Origin of the sequence: Streptomyces sp. NPDC050997 (assembly GCF_040660135.1) — a bacterium.
GTDB lineage: Bacteria > Actinomycetota > Actinomycetes > Streptomycetales > Streptomycetaceae > Streptomyces.
In genome coordinates, this window is record NZ_JBFAGK010000001.1 from 333,483 (window position 1) to 348,436 (window position 14,954).

13 protein-coding genes and 2 pseudogenes are annotated in these 14,954 nt (G+C 71.1%); 4 read left to right on the forward strand and 11 right to left on the reverse strand.

What is annotated here, in order from left to right; genetic code table 11:
* Nucleotides 1-124: 124 nt before the first annotated feature.
* Nucleotides 125-730, reverse strand: a complete 606-nt coding sequence (locus AB0H86_RS01505; protein WP_362431527.1) for a TIGR03086 family metal-binding protein — start codon at nt 728-730, stop codon at nt 125-127.
* A gap of 96 nt (nt 731-826) precedes the next feature.
* Here AB0H86_RS01505 and AB0H86_RS01510 point away from each other — a divergent pair, with 96 nt between their 5' ends.
* The gene (locus AB0H86_RS01510; RefSeq protein ID WP_362431530.1) at nt 827-1,672 is read left to right on the forward strand and encodes an aldo/keto reductase; all 846 of its coding nucleotides are present in this window, start codon (nt 827-829) and stop codon (nt 1,670-1,672) included.
* A 6-nt stretch (nt 1,673-1,678) separates the two neighbouring features.
* Here the strand turns inward: AB0H86_RS01510 and AB0H86_RS01515 are convergent, their stop codons facing one another.
* The 3 genes and pseudogenes from AB0H86_RS01515 to AB0H86_RS01525 all read right to left on the reverse strand — a co-directional run.
* A complete protein-coding gene (locus AB0H86_RS01515; protein WP_362431533.1) occupies nt 1,679-2,230 on the reverse strand; it encodes a DUF1697 domain-containing protein in 552 nt (183 codons plus the stop codon).
* A 102-nt stretch (nt 2,231-2,332) separates the two neighbouring features.
* The gene (locus AB0H86_RS01520) at nt 2,333-2,488 is read right to left on the reverse strand and encodes a hypothetical protein (protein WP_362431535.1); all 156 of its coding nucleotides are present in this window, start codon (nt 2,486-2,488) and stop codon (nt 2,333-2,335) included.
* 229 nt (nt 2,489-2,717) lie between these two features.
* A pseudogene (locus AB0H86_RS01525) lies at nt 2,718-2,828 on the reverse strand (RNA polymerase subunit sigma); the annotation flags it as partial.
* Between the two features lie 429 nt (nt 2,829-3,257).
* On the opposite strand from AB0H86_RS01525, the gene AB0H86_RS01530 reads away from it, so the two are divergent.
* Nucleotides 3,258-5,510, forward strand: a complete 2,253-nt coding sequence (locus AB0H86_RS01530; protein ID WP_362431537.1) for an MMPL family transporter — start codon at nt 3,258-3,260, stop codon at nt 5,508-5,510.
* 81 nt (nt 5,511-5,591) lie between these two features.
* Here AB0H86_RS01530 and mgt read toward each other — a convergent pair.
* The 4 genes and pseudogenes from mgt to AB0H86_RS01550 form a co-directional block, all read right to left on the reverse strand.
* A pseudogene (gene mgt, locus AB0H86_RS01535) lies at nt 5,592-6,876 on the reverse strand (macrolide-inactivating glycosyltransferase).
* A gap of 18 nt (nt 6,877-6,894) precedes the next feature.
* Entirely contained in the window at nt 6,895-7,509 is a 615-nt protein-coding gene (locus AB0H86_RS01540; protein WP_362431540.1) for a hypothetical protein, read from the reverse strand.
* Nucleotides 7,506-8,954, reverse strand: coding sequence for a HAMP domain-containing sensor histidine kinase (locus AB0H86_RS01545; protein WP_362432242.1), 1,449 nt, complete (start codon nt 8,952-8,954; stop codon nt 7,506-7,508). Before AB0H86_RS01545 ends, AB0H86_RS01540 begins: the two co-directional genes overlap by 4 nt.
* A gap of 74 nt (nt 8,955-9,028) precedes the next feature.
* Nucleotides 9,029-9,721, reverse strand: coding sequence for a response regulator transcription factor (locus tag AB0H86_RS01550; RefSeq protein ID WP_362431542.1), 693 nt, complete (start codon nt 9,719-9,721; stop codon nt 9,029-9,031).
* A gap of 227 nt (nt 9,722-9,948) precedes the next feature.
* Here AB0H86_RS01550 and AB0H86_RS01555 point away from each other — a divergent pair, with 227 nt between their 5' ends.
* Nucleotides 9,949-10,770 carry a DUF3152 domain-containing protein gene (locus tag AB0H86_RS01555; protein ID WP_362431545.1) on the forward strand — a complete coding sequence of 274 codons (822 nt, stop codon included), beginning with the start codon at nt 9,949-9,951 and terminating at the stop codon, nt 10,768-10,770.
* 16 nt (nt 10,771-10,786) lie between these two features.
* Here the strand turns inward: AB0H86_RS01555 and AB0H86_RS01560 are convergent, their stop codons facing one another.
* Genes AB0H86_RS01560 through AB0H86_RS01570 form a run of 3 tightly spaced genes read right to left on the reverse strand, consistent with a single transcriptional unit; the run spans nt 10,787 to nt 13,832 of the window.
* A complete protein-coding gene (locus AB0H86_RS01560) occupies nt 10,787-12,067 on the reverse strand; it encodes a sugar ABC transporter substrate-binding protein (protein WP_362431547.1) in 1,281 nt (426 codons plus the stop codon).
* Entirely contained in the window at nt 12,067-12,900 is an 834-nt protein-coding gene (locus tag AB0H86_RS01565) for a carbohydrate ABC transporter permease (protein ID WP_362431550.1), read from the reverse strand. Before AB0H86_RS01565 ends, AB0H86_RS01560 begins: the two co-directional genes overlap by 1 nt.
* Entirely contained in the window at nt 12,897-13,832 is a 936-nt protein-coding gene (locus AB0H86_RS01570) for a sugar ABC transporter permease (RefSeq protein ID WP_362431552.1), read from the reverse strand. Before AB0H86_RS01570 ends, AB0H86_RS01565 begins: the two co-directional genes overlap by 4 nt.
* Nucleotides 13,833-14,033: 201 nt before the next feature.
* On the opposite strand from AB0H86_RS01570, the gene AB0H86_RS01575 reads away from it, so the two are divergent.
* Nucleotides 14,034-14,897: an aminoglycoside phosphotransferase family protein gene (locus AB0H86_RS01575; RefSeq protein WP_362431555.1), complete on the forward strand. Its 864-nt coding sequence runs from the start codon at nt 14,034-14,036 to the stop codon at nt 14,895-14,897.
* Nucleotides 14,898-14,954 lie beyond the last annotated feature (57 nt).

Sequence of the window (14,954 nt, forward strand, 5' to 3'; positions counted from 1 at the left end):
TGACGACGCCGACGTAGCGCGTGACGACGCCGACGTAGCGCGTGACGACGCCGACGTAGCGCGTGACGACGCCGACGTAGCGCGTGACGACGCCGACGTAGCGCGTGACGACGCCGATGTGGCGTCAGACGCCCGTCGTCATTCCCAGGGCGCGCTGTCGCGGATCGCGTCCGCTCGCGGCGAGGGCCTGCTCGAACGCCGGTGCGTCGTCAGGTACCGGCACCGGGTCGGCGAAGCCGTCGTACTGCCGGTAGAGGTCGCCGTGGGTGAGAACGACGTCGAGGACGAAGCGGGCCGCGTCCTGTGAGACGTGGAACTCCTGGCCGGTGGCCGTGGCGACGTCCCAGCCGTGCACCGCCATCTCCTTGATGATCATCGAGGCGATCTCGACGGCCGGCATGGCCGCCGTGCCGAGGTCCACCTCGCCCTCCCACACCGCGGGGTCCGCCCAGGCCGCGACCGCCCGGTCCAGCTGGGCGGCGTAGGCCTCGGCCCAGTCCGGCTCGGCGGTGAAGTCGCGTGCGACCAGCTCCTCGGGGAGCTGCCTGCGCAGGGCGCGGTGCTCCAGTCCGTGCGAGGTGTACAGGACCCAGTGGTTGACCAGGGCGCGGACGTCCCAGTCCGGGCAGTGGGTGGGCTCGTCGAACCGTGCCGCCGGGACACCACGTGCGACGCGGGCCGCCTCGGCGGCGCATTCCTTCATGTGCGGGTAGAGGTCGTCGTTGTTCATGCCTCCTACGTTATGGAGGGCGCGCCCGGGGCTCTTGAACAAACGCGACAGCCCTGTCCCTGTCCGGCCAGAGCGCTCCTGCGTAGGCTCGGCCGAATGATCCAGGACTCCTTCCCGCTGGGCGGGGAACTGCCGGTACGGCGGCTCGGCTACGGCACCGCACAGCTCACCGGTCCCGGCTACTGGGGCCCACGCGGTGATCCGGAGGACGCGGTGGCGGTGCTGCGGCGGGCGGTGGAGCGCGGGGTCACGCTGATCGACACGGCGGACAACTACGGCCCGTCGATCGCCGAGGAACTGGTGGCCGAGGCCCTGCACCCGTACCCGGAGGGGCTGGTGATCGCCACGAAGGGCGGTGTCGTGCGCACCGGCGACAACGCCTGGCACGTCGACGGGCGGCCCGAGCGGCTGCGGGAGATGTGCGAGGCGAGTCTGCGCAGGCTGCGGCTGGAGACCGTCGACCTGTACCAGTTGCACCGGCTGGACGCGGACGTCCCGATGGCCGAACAGCTGGGTGTGCTCGACGAGTTGCGCGCCGAGGGCAAGATCCGGCACGTCGGCCTCGACAGTGTCACCGTCGAACAGTTGGAAGCGGCCCTGGAGTTGACGTCCGTGGCGTCCGTCCAGAACCGCTACAACCTGCTCGACCGTGCCTGCGAACCGCTGCTGAAGGTGTGCGAGGCGCGCGGGATCGCCTTCCTGCCGTGGTTCCCGCTGGGCAACGGATCGCTGACCTCGGACCCGGTGTGCGCCGACATCGCCGCCGCGCACGGTGTCGGCCCCGGCCAGATCGCCCTGGCGTGGCTGCTGCACCGCTCCCCCGCGCTGTGTCCGACGCCCGGCACCGGTTCCCTCACGCACCTGGAGGAGAACCTGGACGCCGGTGCCGTGGAACTGTCCGCGTCCGACCTGACCCGGCTGGACGCGTCCACGACGGCGTAGGGAAGGTCACGCCGACCCGGTCATCTCCACGAGCTTGCGGACGGTGTTCCAGTTGCGGCTGGTGGCGATCACGCCCTTGTTCAGCCGGGGCTTGGAGAGGTGCTCGGCGAGCTTGGAGCGGCCCAGCCCGTTCGGGGCGTAGAGGTACAGGGCGCGGTCGCCGAGCCGGAACTCCTCCGGGAGGTAGGCGGCCCGGTCGATCTCGGCGAAGCGTTCCTCGTCGACGGGAGCGGAGAAGTAGGTGACGTGGAGTTGCCTGGCCTCCAGGTCGGCGGCCGGGAAGGGGCAGGCGTCGGCGATCGCCCTGAGGTAGGCGTGGTCGCGCACGATCACGTCGACCGCGAAGCCGAACCGCTTCTCGATCGCCGCCGTGAGCTCGTCGGCCAGCGACTCCTCGTCCCCGTGGTCACTGGCGAACGTGGCCTGGCCGCTCTGCAGATACGTGCGTACGTCGTGGTGGCCGAGGCTCTCCAGCAGGGTGCGGAGGTCGGCCATCGGGACCTTTCTGCTGCCGCCCACGTTGATCCCGCGCAGCAGCGCCGCATACGTCGTCGTCATCCGCACACCATAGGCAGCTCCTGGCCCCCGCCGGGGCAACCCGGCGGGGGCGGTGTCGTCGGGCGGTCAGGCCCTAGGTGAGGAGATCTGCCTTCAGGATGGTCACCGAGCCGGGGAGCCGGCGGCCGACCCGGTCATGGTGGCCGCGTCCGCGGTCCGCACGCCGAGACCGGAACCGAGGGACGCCTGCGAGGCGACCGTCACCGCTGCGGCGACCAGGAGGACGGCCAGCGCCGCCGATGAGGAACCGAGGCGCACGTCAGCTCGCCTTCCCGGGCGTCTGCTGGTTGCCGTCGACGACCGCGCGCCGGGTGATCGCGCTGGTGGACATGACGGTGCCGGCCTTGAACTCCCCGTCCTTGTCGGCCTTGACCTGGACGGTGCGATCGCCGAGCAGCTCCAGGGTCTTCCTGTCGAAGATCCACTCGGTGCGCTGGCCGTCGGTGTCGTTCTGCCGTGCCACCGCGACCCCGTGACGGCCTATGGCGGCGGTCAGCCGGAAGGCGTGGTTGTACACCGCGCGGGCGCAGCCGTCGAAGAGTTCCGCGAAGGCGTCCGGACTCCCGGCCCGTATCCGGGTTCGCATATCTGTGGTCACGTCTTCAACTGCCCGTCCGGGACGGTGAGTTCCGGTGACCTACGCCACACCCGTCAACCGGCGGTGGATGTCACGCCGGGACGGGCCGTCGTGCCCCGTGGGGGTGGGCACGACGGCCGGGTCCGGTGATGCGGACTGGCCGAAACTCTGGCGGATACGGAGGGCTCGGTTCAAGCACTCCACACACCTGTGACTTGTTCAACAAGTGTTCGTCATGACAGAGCGGGGCTCTGCCGACGAACCGGACACCCAGGTAGATGTAGGGGGCCGCCGTCCTACCCAGTGGGGAGACGCGGGGACCCAGGAGGATGATTCCCGCCGGCGGGACCTCACCGAGCAGCACGAGGTGATGGCTTTATCCACGCCATACCTTCGAAGTGAAAGGTGGCGGCAGGGGGCTGCCACCGCTCACGAGGGGGCAAGCCCGTCATGGGGAACGGAGATACACGGGTGCGGGGCCTGGCCGCGCGGGCCGGCGGCTGGAGTGCCCGGCACCGATGGGCTGCCGTCGGTATCTGGGTGCTGTTCGTCGTCCTGGCGATGGGGCTCGGTTCGGCGGCCGGCCGGGTCGACGTCAAGGACAGCGACCAGCTGAAGGGCGAGACACACACCGCCGCCAAGATCATCGAGGATGCCGGGATCGACGAGCCGGCCAGTGAGACGGTGCTGATCCAGGCCAGGAACGGCGACACCAAGGCCACGGACGCCGAGTTCCGGGCCGCCGTCACCGCGGTCGTCGACGCCGTCGAGGGGACGGGCAAGGTCACGGGTGTCACCTCGCCCTACGACACGAACACCATCTCGAAGGACGGCCGCAGCGCGCTGGTGCAGTTTGACATGCGCGGCGAGTCGGACACCGCGGGCGAGCGGGTCGAGCCGGTGCTGAAGGCCGTCGAGGGGGTGCAGAAGGAGCACGGGTCGCTGCGGATCGAGGAGATCGGCGGCGCCAGCATGATGAAGACGTTCGACGACGCGTTCGGGGACGACTTCCAGAAGGCCGAGTACTCCGCGGTGCCGGTGGCGCTCGGCATTCTCCTGATCGCGTTCGGCGCGCTGGTGGCCGCGCTGCTGCCGGTGCTGCTGGCCGTCACCGCGATCATGGCGACGATGGGTCTGATGGGCATCGTCAGCCATGTGATGCCGATGAGCGACACGGCCAACTCCGTGATGCTGCTGGTCGGTCTGGCCGTCGGCGTCGACTACTGCCTGTTCTATCTGCGCCGCGAGCGCGAGGAGCGCGAGGCCGGCCGGGACGCGCAGACGGCCCTCAGGGTCGCCGCCGCGACCAGTGGTCGCGCGATCATCGTCTCCGGTGTCACGGTGTGCGTGGCGATGGCGGGCATGCTGTTCACCGGGCTCGCCGAGTTCGAGGCGATGGGCCTGGCCTCGCTGATGGTCGTGGCGGTCGCCATGGTCGGGTCGGTGACGGTACTGCCGGCGCTGCTGTCCCTGCTGGGCGAGCGGGTCGAGAAGGGCCGTATCCCCTTCCTGCGCCGTCGGCGCCGTAGCGGCGGCAATGGTGAGAGCCGGTTCTGGACGGCCGTTCTGAAGGGCGTACTCGCCAAGCCCGTCGTCTCCGTCGTCGTGGCGGCCGGCGCGCTGCTGGCGATCGCGGCGCCCGCGGTCGGCATGAAGACCCAGAACCTCACCCTGGACCAGGAGTTCGGCGACTCGCTGCCCATCGTGCAGACGTACAACCGGGTCAACGAGGCCTTCCCGGGCGGCACCGAGCCGGCCGAGGTGATCGTCAGGGCGAACGACATCAACGCCCCCGAGGTGACCAACGCGCTCGCCGCCTTCAAGAAGGAGGCGGTCGCGTCCGGCGCCTCGCGCGGCCCGGTCGAGATCAAGCTGCACGACGCGCAGAACGTCGCCTATGTGTACGTCCCGCTGATCGGCGGCTCCGACCTGGACAAGGCGGGAGAGAACCTGGACAAGCTGCGTGACGAGGTGCGGCCGGCCACGCTCGGCAAGGTCGACGGCGTCGAGGCGCCGATCACCGGTCAGGTCGCCGGGTCGAAGGACTTCAACGACCAGCTGGCCGGAGCCGTCATCCCGGTCTTCGCCTTCGTCGTGGTCTTCGCCTTCGCGCTGATGCTGCTGTCGTTCCGCTCGCTGACCATCGCGATCACCTCGATCGTGCTCAACCTGCTGTCCGTCGGTGCGGCCTACGGCATCCTGGTGGGCGTCTTCCAGCACGGCTGGGGCGCGTCGCTGGTGGGGGCGGAGGGCGTCGGCGCCATCATCACCTGGCTGCCGCTGTTCCTCTTCGTGATCCTGTTCGGCCTGTCGATGGACTACCACGTGTTCGTGGTCTCGCGGATCCGCGAGGCGCGACTGCGGGGCCGTACCACGAACGAGGCCATCCAGCACGGAGTGGTCACCACGGCCGGTGTCGTGACCAGTGCCGCGGTCATCATGGTCGCCGTCTTCGCGATCTTCGGGACGCTGTCCATGCAGTCCATGAAGCAGATGGGCGTCGGCCTCGCGGCCGCGGTGCTCATCGACGCGACGATCATCCGGGGTGTGCTGCTGCCGGCCGTGATGGCGCTGCTCGGCGAGCGCAACTGGTACCTGCCGAAGTGGCTGCACCGGTTGCCCGACCTCACCCATGACGAGGCGCCCGAGGCCGTGGTCCGGCCGGCGGTGCGGAACGACGAGGGTGAGCGGCTGGGGGTCTGATCCCCCTGAGGGTGTGAACCCTCCATGACTGAGGGCCCGTTGGTCACCGGGGAGCCAACGGGTCCTCTGCCGTGCGTGGTGTTACGGCAGTTCGGCCGACAGTTCGGCCGACAGTTCGGCCGGCAGTTCGGCCGGCAGTTCGGCCTCGATGAGGTCGGCCGCGCGCCGGGTGCCGCCCTCCTCGGCCATCTCCGCTTGGACGCCCTTCAGCCGTCGGGCCACCTCGGGGTCGTCCACCAGCGCGAGGGCGGCCGCCCGCAGCGCCTCGGCGGTCGCCTTCTCCGTGGGGAGGTGACGGGCCACGCCGAGCGACTGGAGCACGTCCGCGTTGCCGAACTGGTCCACGGCCTGCGGTACGGCGATCATCGGAGTAGCCGTGGCCAGCCCTTCCTGGCTGCCGCCCGCACCGGCGTGCGTGACGAACAGGTCGGCCTGCTTCAGGATCGCCGACTGCGGGACCCAGGACCGTACTTCGACGTTGCTCGGCACCTCACCCAGTTCGGCGGGATCGACGTGCCTGCCGATCTGGAGGACGAGGTGCCAGCCGGGCAGTTCGCCGAAGACCCTGACGCACTCCCGGTAGAAGTCCGGCTGTTTGGTGAACGACGATCCCAGCGACACGAGGACGACCTTCTCGGCGTCGGCGGGCCGGGTCCACTCCCCCTCGGCGGCCCGGTCGCCCTGGCAGGCGCCGACGAAGGAGTACACGCTCTCGTCGACCCGGTCGGCGTTCGGCTGCAACGCCCTCGGGATCAGCACGAGGGAGCGAGCGGGGCGCCCCACGAACGGGTCCGGGTGCTCGGTGATGCCGTTCTCCTCCAGCCAGGCCTGGAAGCGGGCGTAGTAGGCCTGGCCGCGCTCGGTCCTCTTCGGCTCGGCCCACATCGGTTCGGCGACCTCCTCCTCGTAGCCGTCCCACGCGACGAGGTTCGGTGACAGGGAGATCGCGGGCACGCCCCAGCGGTGGGCGAGGACCCGGGCCGGGTACGCGGTGATGTCATGCAGCACGAGGTCGGGCTGGTCGCCCTCGTACGCGTCGATGAGCTGCGGCAGCGCCTGGATAGCGTCCGCCAGGAAGGGTTCCACGTGGTCCAGCAGGGTGCTGCCCCAGGCCGACGGGTCGTCGTCCGGACCGGGCAGCGTCGAGTGCCACGGCCTGACCTCGGCTCCCGCTCCGGCGGCCTTCTCGGCGAACACGGGCGGAATCGCGTACGTGACCCGGTGGCCGCGCGCCACCAGCTCGCGGATCACTTCGAGGCTCGGGTTCACATGGCCGTGGGCGGCGATGGAGAACATGGCGATGTGTGCGCGGCGACTGGTCATGTGAGTGACCGTACGTGAGACGATACGTCTCGTTCAATTTGATTTTCGGGCGGGTCGACTCTCAGTCGTCGGGGCACCGCGCGCCGGCCCCCTCGAACCGTCGGCCGTCCGGAGTCATGACGGTCACCGGCACGGGATCGCCCCCGGGGTCGGCGACGCGCTGCGCCCCGAGAGCGGTGCAGAGCATCTGTGTTGCCGCGGTATTGGTCAACTCCCCTTCCGTGACGGACAGTTCGACCAGGACACGGTCGTCCCGCGCCGTCACCTTCAATGCCTTGCGCGCAACGGCCTCCTGGGGCGCCTCGGCTTGACCGGTCGCGGCCGGGGGGATGCGGGCCGATGTCGGCAGGGCCATCGGCAGCGGCAGCATCGTGGTGATGCGCTTGGCCTGTTCCGCGTCGGTGGGGCCCTGGAGCAGCACCCGCAGGGCCGACTCGACGTCGACCGGCGCGACGATTGCCCGGCGGACGCCGATCAGGGCTCCGTCCAGCACCAGGTACACCCGTACGTTCGACGCGACCCCGCTCGCGGGACCGCCCGCCTCCACCACGCCGGTCGCGGGGATGCCGCAGGAGGCGAGCAGCCCGCACAGAGCCGGGAGGAGGAGCAGCGCCGACCGTCGTAGGGCGTGCGCGGACCGTCGTGGGGGACGCCCGGATCGGCGTACGGGCTTCACGGCCGCCCCTCGTCGGCCAACTCGTCGTACCGCAGCGGGAGTCGCACGGTGAAGGCCGCGCCGCCCTCCGGTCGGTTCGCCGCGCGGACGGTGCCGCCGTGCACCCGGACGTTCTCCGTGGTGATCGCGAGGCCGAGGCCGCTGCCCTCGGTGCGGGTGCGGGCCACGTCGGACTTGTAGAAACGCTCGAAGACATGCGGCAGCACGCTGTCGGGGATGCCGGGCCCGCTGTCCAGCACCTCGATGACCGCGAGCCGTTCCGCGCCCGGCTTCTCCTCCTCGTACAGGCGCAGTCGGACGGGCCGCGCCCCGTGCCGCAGGGCGTTGCCGACCAGGTTGGCGACGACGACGTCGAGGCGCCGGGGGTCGACGCGTCCGCGCAGGGCGTCGGGGGGTGGCAGATCGGTGTCGACCAGGTCGGTCCAGGCGCGGGCGGCGAGGGTGCGCCGCAGTGACTCGGCGAGGTCGATCTCGTCCAGGTGGAGCACCGCCGCGCCCGCGTCGAAGCGGGAGATCTCCATCAGGTCGTCCACCAGGCGGGCCAGTTTCACGGTCTCCTCGCTGATCAGCCGGACCGCGGTGGCGGTGTCCGCGTCGAGGCGGTCGGCGTCCTCGTCGAGGACGTCGGTGACCGCCGACATGGCGGCCAGCGGGGTGCGCAGTTCGTGCGAGACGTCCGCGGCGAAACGGCGGGCCCGGGCCTCCATGCCGCGCAGGTCCGCCACCGACTCCTCCAGCGCGGCGGCCGTCTCGTTGAACGTGTGCGACAGATCGGCGAGTTCGTCGGACCCGTCGACGGCGAGCCGGGTGTCCAGCCGCCCCTCGGCGATGCTGCGGGTCGCCCGGCGCAGCGCCCGTACCGGGCGGAGCACCCCGCGCGCGGCGAGCAGCGCGAGCAGCACCGCCAGTGCCAGGGCGGCCACGGTGGCCCGTTCCACGGCGGAGACCAGGGCGTCGACGTACGCCAGTTCGGTGGTCTGCGGCACGGCCAGGAAGACCTGGATCCCGGAGGTGACCGTGCGCCCCGTGTCGGAGGCGGCGTAGGCGACCGACATACCGACGACGAGTGCGGTGTGGTCGCCGCTGTTCACCCGCTGGAAGACGGTGGCCGAACTGGTGTCCACGGCCGACCGCAGAGCGGGCGTCAGCTCCTCGAACGGATCGTCGGGGGCGGAGGTGACGCTCAGGTCGCCGTAGTCGACCAGGACGCGCCAGATCCCGGACGGTTCGCCGCCGGCCACGTCGAGAGCGAACCGCCGCAGTTCACTCTCGCCCGGCGGGAAGTCCAGTTCCGGGGCGAGCCTGGCGACCTGGGCGCGCAGCAGCTTGATCACGGCGTCCTGGCTCTGCTGGAGCACGCCGGTGCGTGCCTCACGGAAGGTCAGGGCACCGGTGGAGGCGGCGGTGAGGACGGCGACCAGGGTGAACGCGACGACCAACCGCACGCGCAGACCGCGCAGTTGGGGTACGCGGACCCGGGCTCTCAGCGAGCCCCCCGCCGAACGCCGCTCGGAGCCTGTCACCGGGACGCGAACCGGTAGCCGAAGCCGCGCACGGTCTGGATGTAGCGGGGCTCGCGCGGTGGCTCGCCCATCTTGGCGCGCAGCCGTTTGACGCAGGCGTCCACCAGGCGCGCGTCCCCGTGGTAGCTGTGCTCCCAGACCGCCTCCAGGAGCTGCTGCCGGCTGAACACCTGGCCGGGCGAGGCGGACAGGGTGAGCAGCAGCCTGAGTTCGGAGGGTGCGAGTGCGACGGGTGTGCCCTGCCGGGCGACCGAGAGTCCCGCCCGGTCGATGGTCAGGTCTCCATAGGTGTCGATCTTCGGTATGCCGCCCTCGGCGGGCGCCCCGGAGGCCCGGCGCAGAACGGCGCGGATGCGCGCCTCCAACACCCTGGCCTGCACGGGCTTCACCACGTAGTCGTCGGCTCCGGCCTCCAGCCCTACGACGATGTCCTCGTCGTCGCCCCGCGCGGTCGCCATGAGGATCGGCAGGGTCTGGTCGAGGGCGCGCATCCCCCGGCAGACGTCCAGGCCTGACATCCCGGGCAGCATCAGGTCCAGCACCACGACGTCCGGCCGGAAGGACCGCAGCTGCCCGAGCCCGTCCTCCCCGGTCTCGGCGGCGGCGACCTCATGGCCCTGCCGGCGCAGGGCGAGGGCGACGCCCTCCCGCACGGCAGGGTCGTCTTCGATCAGCAGAACGCGTGGCATGCACTCAGTATCCGTACACCGTCAGCCCGTTCGGGACTCTGTTACCGGATGATCACACGGGCTCGCATCCGGCAGGCCGTTACCGTCTCGTTACGGTTCGGGCCAGAACCGATCACATCGCGATCACAATCTGAACAACCATGACCGCGCACAAAGCACCTCCTTCCAACACCCGTCGCCATCGGGGTGGCCCGTCGCATGCACCCCTGCGCGGACGGAAGAGGCCGTTGTGGGGAGGTCTGGCCGCGCTGACCGTCCTGGGCGCCGCCGGGTTCGCGGCCGTGGGCTGGGCGTCTCCCGGCACAGGCGGCACGCACACCGACGCCCGGTCCGTACCCACGAAGAGCGCGGAGTCCAGCCCCGGCTCCGCTCGGCCGACGCCCAGCGCCAGCACCACGCCGCCCCGTCCGTCCGCCAGTTCATCCACCAGTTCCTCCACCGGTTCATCCGCCGGCCCGTCCGACCAGTCTTCGCAGCCCGACATCCCGACCTCGGGGCCTGGCACATTCACCACCGCGTCCGGCGGCAGCGGCACGGTGGGGAAGGGCAAGACCCTGCGCTACCGGGTCGACGTCGAGGACGGCCTCGACCTGTCCTCCGGGGAGGTCGCGTCGGAGGTCGAGCGCATCCTGGCCGACCGGCGCGGATGGACGGCGGACGGCCGCTCGGCGTTCCAGCGGGTGTCGAGCGGCACCACCGACTTCGCCGTCCGGGTCGCCACGCCCGGGACGGTGGACAAGATCTGCGGACAGTACGGGCTGGACACCGGTGGCGAGGTCAACTGCAACGTGGGCCAGAACGTGATGGTGAACCTCAAGCGCTGGGAGTTGGCAACTCCCGTCTACGCCAAGGACGTCACGGCCTACCGCGCACTGATCATCAACCACGAGGTCGGCCACTTCCTCGGCCAGGGCCACGTCGGCTGCCCCGGCAAGGGACAGCCGGCGCCCGCGATGATGCAGCAGATCAAGGGCATGAACGGCTGTGTGCCCAATGTCTGGCCGTACGACGAGAAGGGCCGCTATGTCACCGGACCCGCCGTCTCCTGACCCGGGCTCGCGACGCTCAGCGCTGGTAGCGGGCCAACACCGGGTTGCCGTCCTCCTCCAGTCGTTCCCGCAGCTCACCGAGGTCGATCGCGCCGCTGTAGTACTCCTGGAACGCGGGCGTGGCCACCTTGTCCTTCCACTCCGGGTAGCCGCGTACGGACTGCGCCGGCGCCGGGCGCAGATGGGCGGCGAGGGCGGTGCCGGTAGCCCAGCCGTCCTTCGCGGTGTGCAGGGCGGGGTCCTTGAGGGCCTCGGTGCCGGTGGGCAGCATCCAGTCGCCCAGGGCGAGCCGGACCATGTTCTCGGGCCGGAGCAGGAAGTCGATGAACTCGGCGGCCTCCTTCTTGTGCGGGCTGTCCTCGGCCACGGACAGGGTCTGCGGGCTGACGCCCTGGGTGAGTCCGTCGGCGCCGGCCGGGGCGGGCAGCACCTGCCAGGTGAAGCCCTTCGGCGCCTGCTGGGTGATCTGCTGGCGGTACGAGAAGCCGAGCGGGACCATCGCGTACTTGCCGCCGAAGAAGCCCGGCAGGGTGTCCGAGCCGCCGCTGCCGAGAGTGGTCGGCGAGGCGCTGCGGTCGGTGCCGGCCTGATCGTGGATGGTGCGCGGCACCACCGCGTCGGCGGCCCCGAAGCGGACGGTCACCTTGCCGTCCGCGCCCCGGTGGAAGAGCTGTCCGCCCGCCGACAGGGACAGGTTGAGGGTGGCGGAGACGGGTTCCTTGAGCGGCCAGGCCACGCCGTACCGGCCGTCGCCGCTGAGCTGTTCGGTGATCTGCCGGAACTCCGGCCAGCTCCACGGGTGTTCGGGGGTCGGGATGCGTACGCCCGCCTCCTTCAGCCGGGCCGAGTTGGCGATGAGCACCCGCGGCTCCTGCAGGAACGGGACGCCGTAGATCCCGTCCCCGAAGGTCGCCGTGTCCCAACTGCGCTGCGGGATGTCCGACCTGAGCCGCTCGGGCAGCAGATCGGTGAGATCGGCGAGATAGCCGCCGTACGCGAAATCGGCGAGGTCGTCCGAGGCGTCGTGGATGATGTCGGGCGCCTCGCCGCCCTCGAAGGAGGTGAGGAGCTGGTCGTGGACACTGTCCCAACTCCCCTGGACATACTCGACCTTGACGTCCGGGTGGCCTGCGTTCCACTCCTTGACCAGGTCCTGGTTGGCCTCGACGGACTCCTGCTGCCAGGCGAGGGACTGGAAGCGGAGGGTGACGCGTCCGCCCTGCGAACCACTGTCGTCGCCCGTGCAGCCGGAGAGCAGCAGGGCCAGCGCGAGAACGCCGGCGATCTTGACGCGCATCAGCTCTTCACCGCCCCGGCCATCATGCCTCCCGTGATCCGCCGTTGGATGATCGCGAAGACGACCAGTGAGGGCAGGGTGGCGAGGAAGGACGCCGCGGCCAGCGGGCCGAGGTCGGCGACGCCCTCCGCGCCGATGAAGTGGGTGAGGACGACCGGCAGGGTCTGCTTCTCGGGCGTCTTCAGCAGCACCAGCGCGAAGAAGAACTCGTTCCACGCCGTGATGAACGCGAACAGGCCCGTCGCCACGATCCCCGGCGCCAGCAGCGGCGCGGTCACCGACACCAGTGTCCGCAACCGCCCGGCCCCGTCCACCGCCGCCGCCTCCTCCAGCTCCGCGGGCACGGCGCGCACGTACCCGACCAGCATCCACAGCGCGAACGGCAGCGCCCACACGACGTACACCATCACCAGCCCCGCCAGGGAGTTGATCAGGCGCAGGTTCTTCAGCACCAGGAACAGCGGGATGATCACCAGCACGAGCGGGAACGCCTGGCCGACGACCACCCAGCCCGTGGCGGCCCTGGCGAGCCGGGTGCGGTGGCGGGCCATGACGTACGCCAGCGGAGTCGCGATCAGTACGGCGATCAGCGCGGCGCCGAGCGCGGCGAGCAGGGAGTTGCCCGCGGCGCGCAGCAGCGGCTGCTCGTCGAAGGCCTGCCGGAAGTTGTCGAGGGTGGGGTCCCTCGGGATCCAGGTGGGGTGCAGACTGCCCAGTTCCCGGGGCGACTTGAAGGCGGTGGAGACCAGCCAGAGAAAGGGGAAGGCGAGGAAGACGAGATACCCGAGCAGGGCCGCGTACTGGCCGACACGGCCGCCTGTACTGGTCCTCACGCGTCGTCACCTCCCCTGAGCCGGCCCACCAGGAACAGAGCCAGCAGCACCGAGATCACCGCGACCATCACGCATCCCATCGCCGCCGCGTAGCCGAACTGGCCGTAACGGAAGGCCTCTTCGTAGGCGAAGAGCATGGGCAGGCGGGTACGGCCGCCGGGTCCTCCGCTGGTCAGGACGTAGACCAGGGCGAACGAGTTGAAGTTCCAGATGAAGTTGAGGGCGGTGATCGCGAGCGCGACCGGCCTCAGGGCGGGCCAGGTGACCGTCCAGAAGCGCCGCCAGGCGCCGGCCCCGTCCATCGCGGCCGCCTCGTGGAGTTCGCGCGGGGTGTTCTGCAGGCCGGCGAGGAGGGAGACCGTGGTCTGCGGCATGCCCGCCCAGACGCCGACCACGATCACCGCGGGCAGGGCGGTGCCGAGGCCGCTGAGCCAGTCGCGGCCGTCGCCGAGACCGAGGTCGCGCAGGGTCTCGTTGAGGACGCCCGCGTCCGGGTTGTAGACGAGCCGCCACATCACACCGACGACGACCTCGGGCATGGCCCAGGGGATGATCGCCAGGGCGCGGGCCAGCCAGCGCAGTCTCAGGTCCTGGTCGAGGAGGAGGGCGAGGCCGAGCGCGAGCAGGAACTGCGGGACGCTCACCCCGACCGCCCAGACCAGGCCGATCCGGAACGACTCCCAGAACAGCGTGTCGTGCAGCAGATCCTGGAAGTTGAGCCCGCCGATCCACTCCGTGGGCTCGGTCCGCCCCGACTGGGCGTCGGTGAAGGCCAGCAGGATCCCGTAGAGCAGCGGGCCCACGCTCAGCACCAGGATCGGGATCAGCGCGGGCAGCACCAGGAACCAGGCCCCGCGGTCGGGCGGCCGTAAGGCCCCGTCGGCGCGCGGAGCGCCCTGCGCCGACCGCTTCGTCGCGGTCACCACTGTCACGTGATCGGCTCCTTCGCACGGCTCGTGACCCGGGCCCGGCGGGCCTTTGTCATGGTCGTGAAGCCGCCCTGCCCCGTCAAGGGACCGCGCACACCGGTCCGACCTGTGCGAATGCGACACTGGCCGGCGGATGGCGGGAACCCGACACCGTCCGGGCGGCCGTGGGGCGACTGGGCACGGACGACGACACGGAGGCGGACGATGGACGAGGCACGGGCGCGGGACGTACTGGCCGCGGCGGGAGTCCTGCCCGGCCGGGCGCGGGACGCGCGATTGCTCGCCCTGGGTGAGAACGCGGTGTTCGCCGCCGGTGACCTGGTCGTCAAGGTGGGCCGCGACGCCGAACTCCTCGACCGGGCGCGCCGTGAGCTGGCCGTGGCGGTGTGGCTCGCCGAGCAGGACGTGCCGGCGGTACGGGCGGCGGATCCCGAGGCGCTGTCGGTCGAGGGCCACCCGGTGACCGTGTGGCACCGGCTGCCCGAGCCCGTACGTCCCGCCGAGCCCCGCGATCTGGCCGAACTCCTCCGCCGGGTGCACGCCCTGCCCGCCCCGTCCTTCGAACTGCCGCCCCGCGACCTGCTGGACGGGGTGGAGCGTTGGCTGCGGCTCGCGGGCGACGCGATCGACCCGGCCGACGCGGCGTACCTCCGGGAGCGCCGCGACGGTTTCGCGACGGCCGCCGCCGCACTGACCCCGCGGCTGCCCCCGGGCCCGATCCACGGCGACGCCCTCCCCCGCAACGTGCACGTCGGACCGGCCGGCCCGGTCCTCGTCGACCTGGAGACCGTCTCCGCCGACCTGCGCGAACACGACCTGGTCGTCATGGCCCTCTCCCACGACCGCTACGGGGTACCCGCCGCGGCCTACGACTCGTTCACCGAGGCGTACGGCTGGGATGTGCGCGAGTGGTCGGGCTGTTCGGTGCTGAGGGGTGCCCGGGAAACGGCGAGTTGTGCGTGGGTGGCCCAGCATGCCCCGAGCAATCCGAAGGCGCGGGCGGAGTTCGAACGGCGGGTGGCGTCGCTGCGGGAGGGGGACGCGACGGTGCGGTGGTATCCGTTCTGAGCGCCGGCGGGCTCGTAGCGCGGGCTCGTCGTTGTCGGGCGGCCGCGGGTGCCCGTC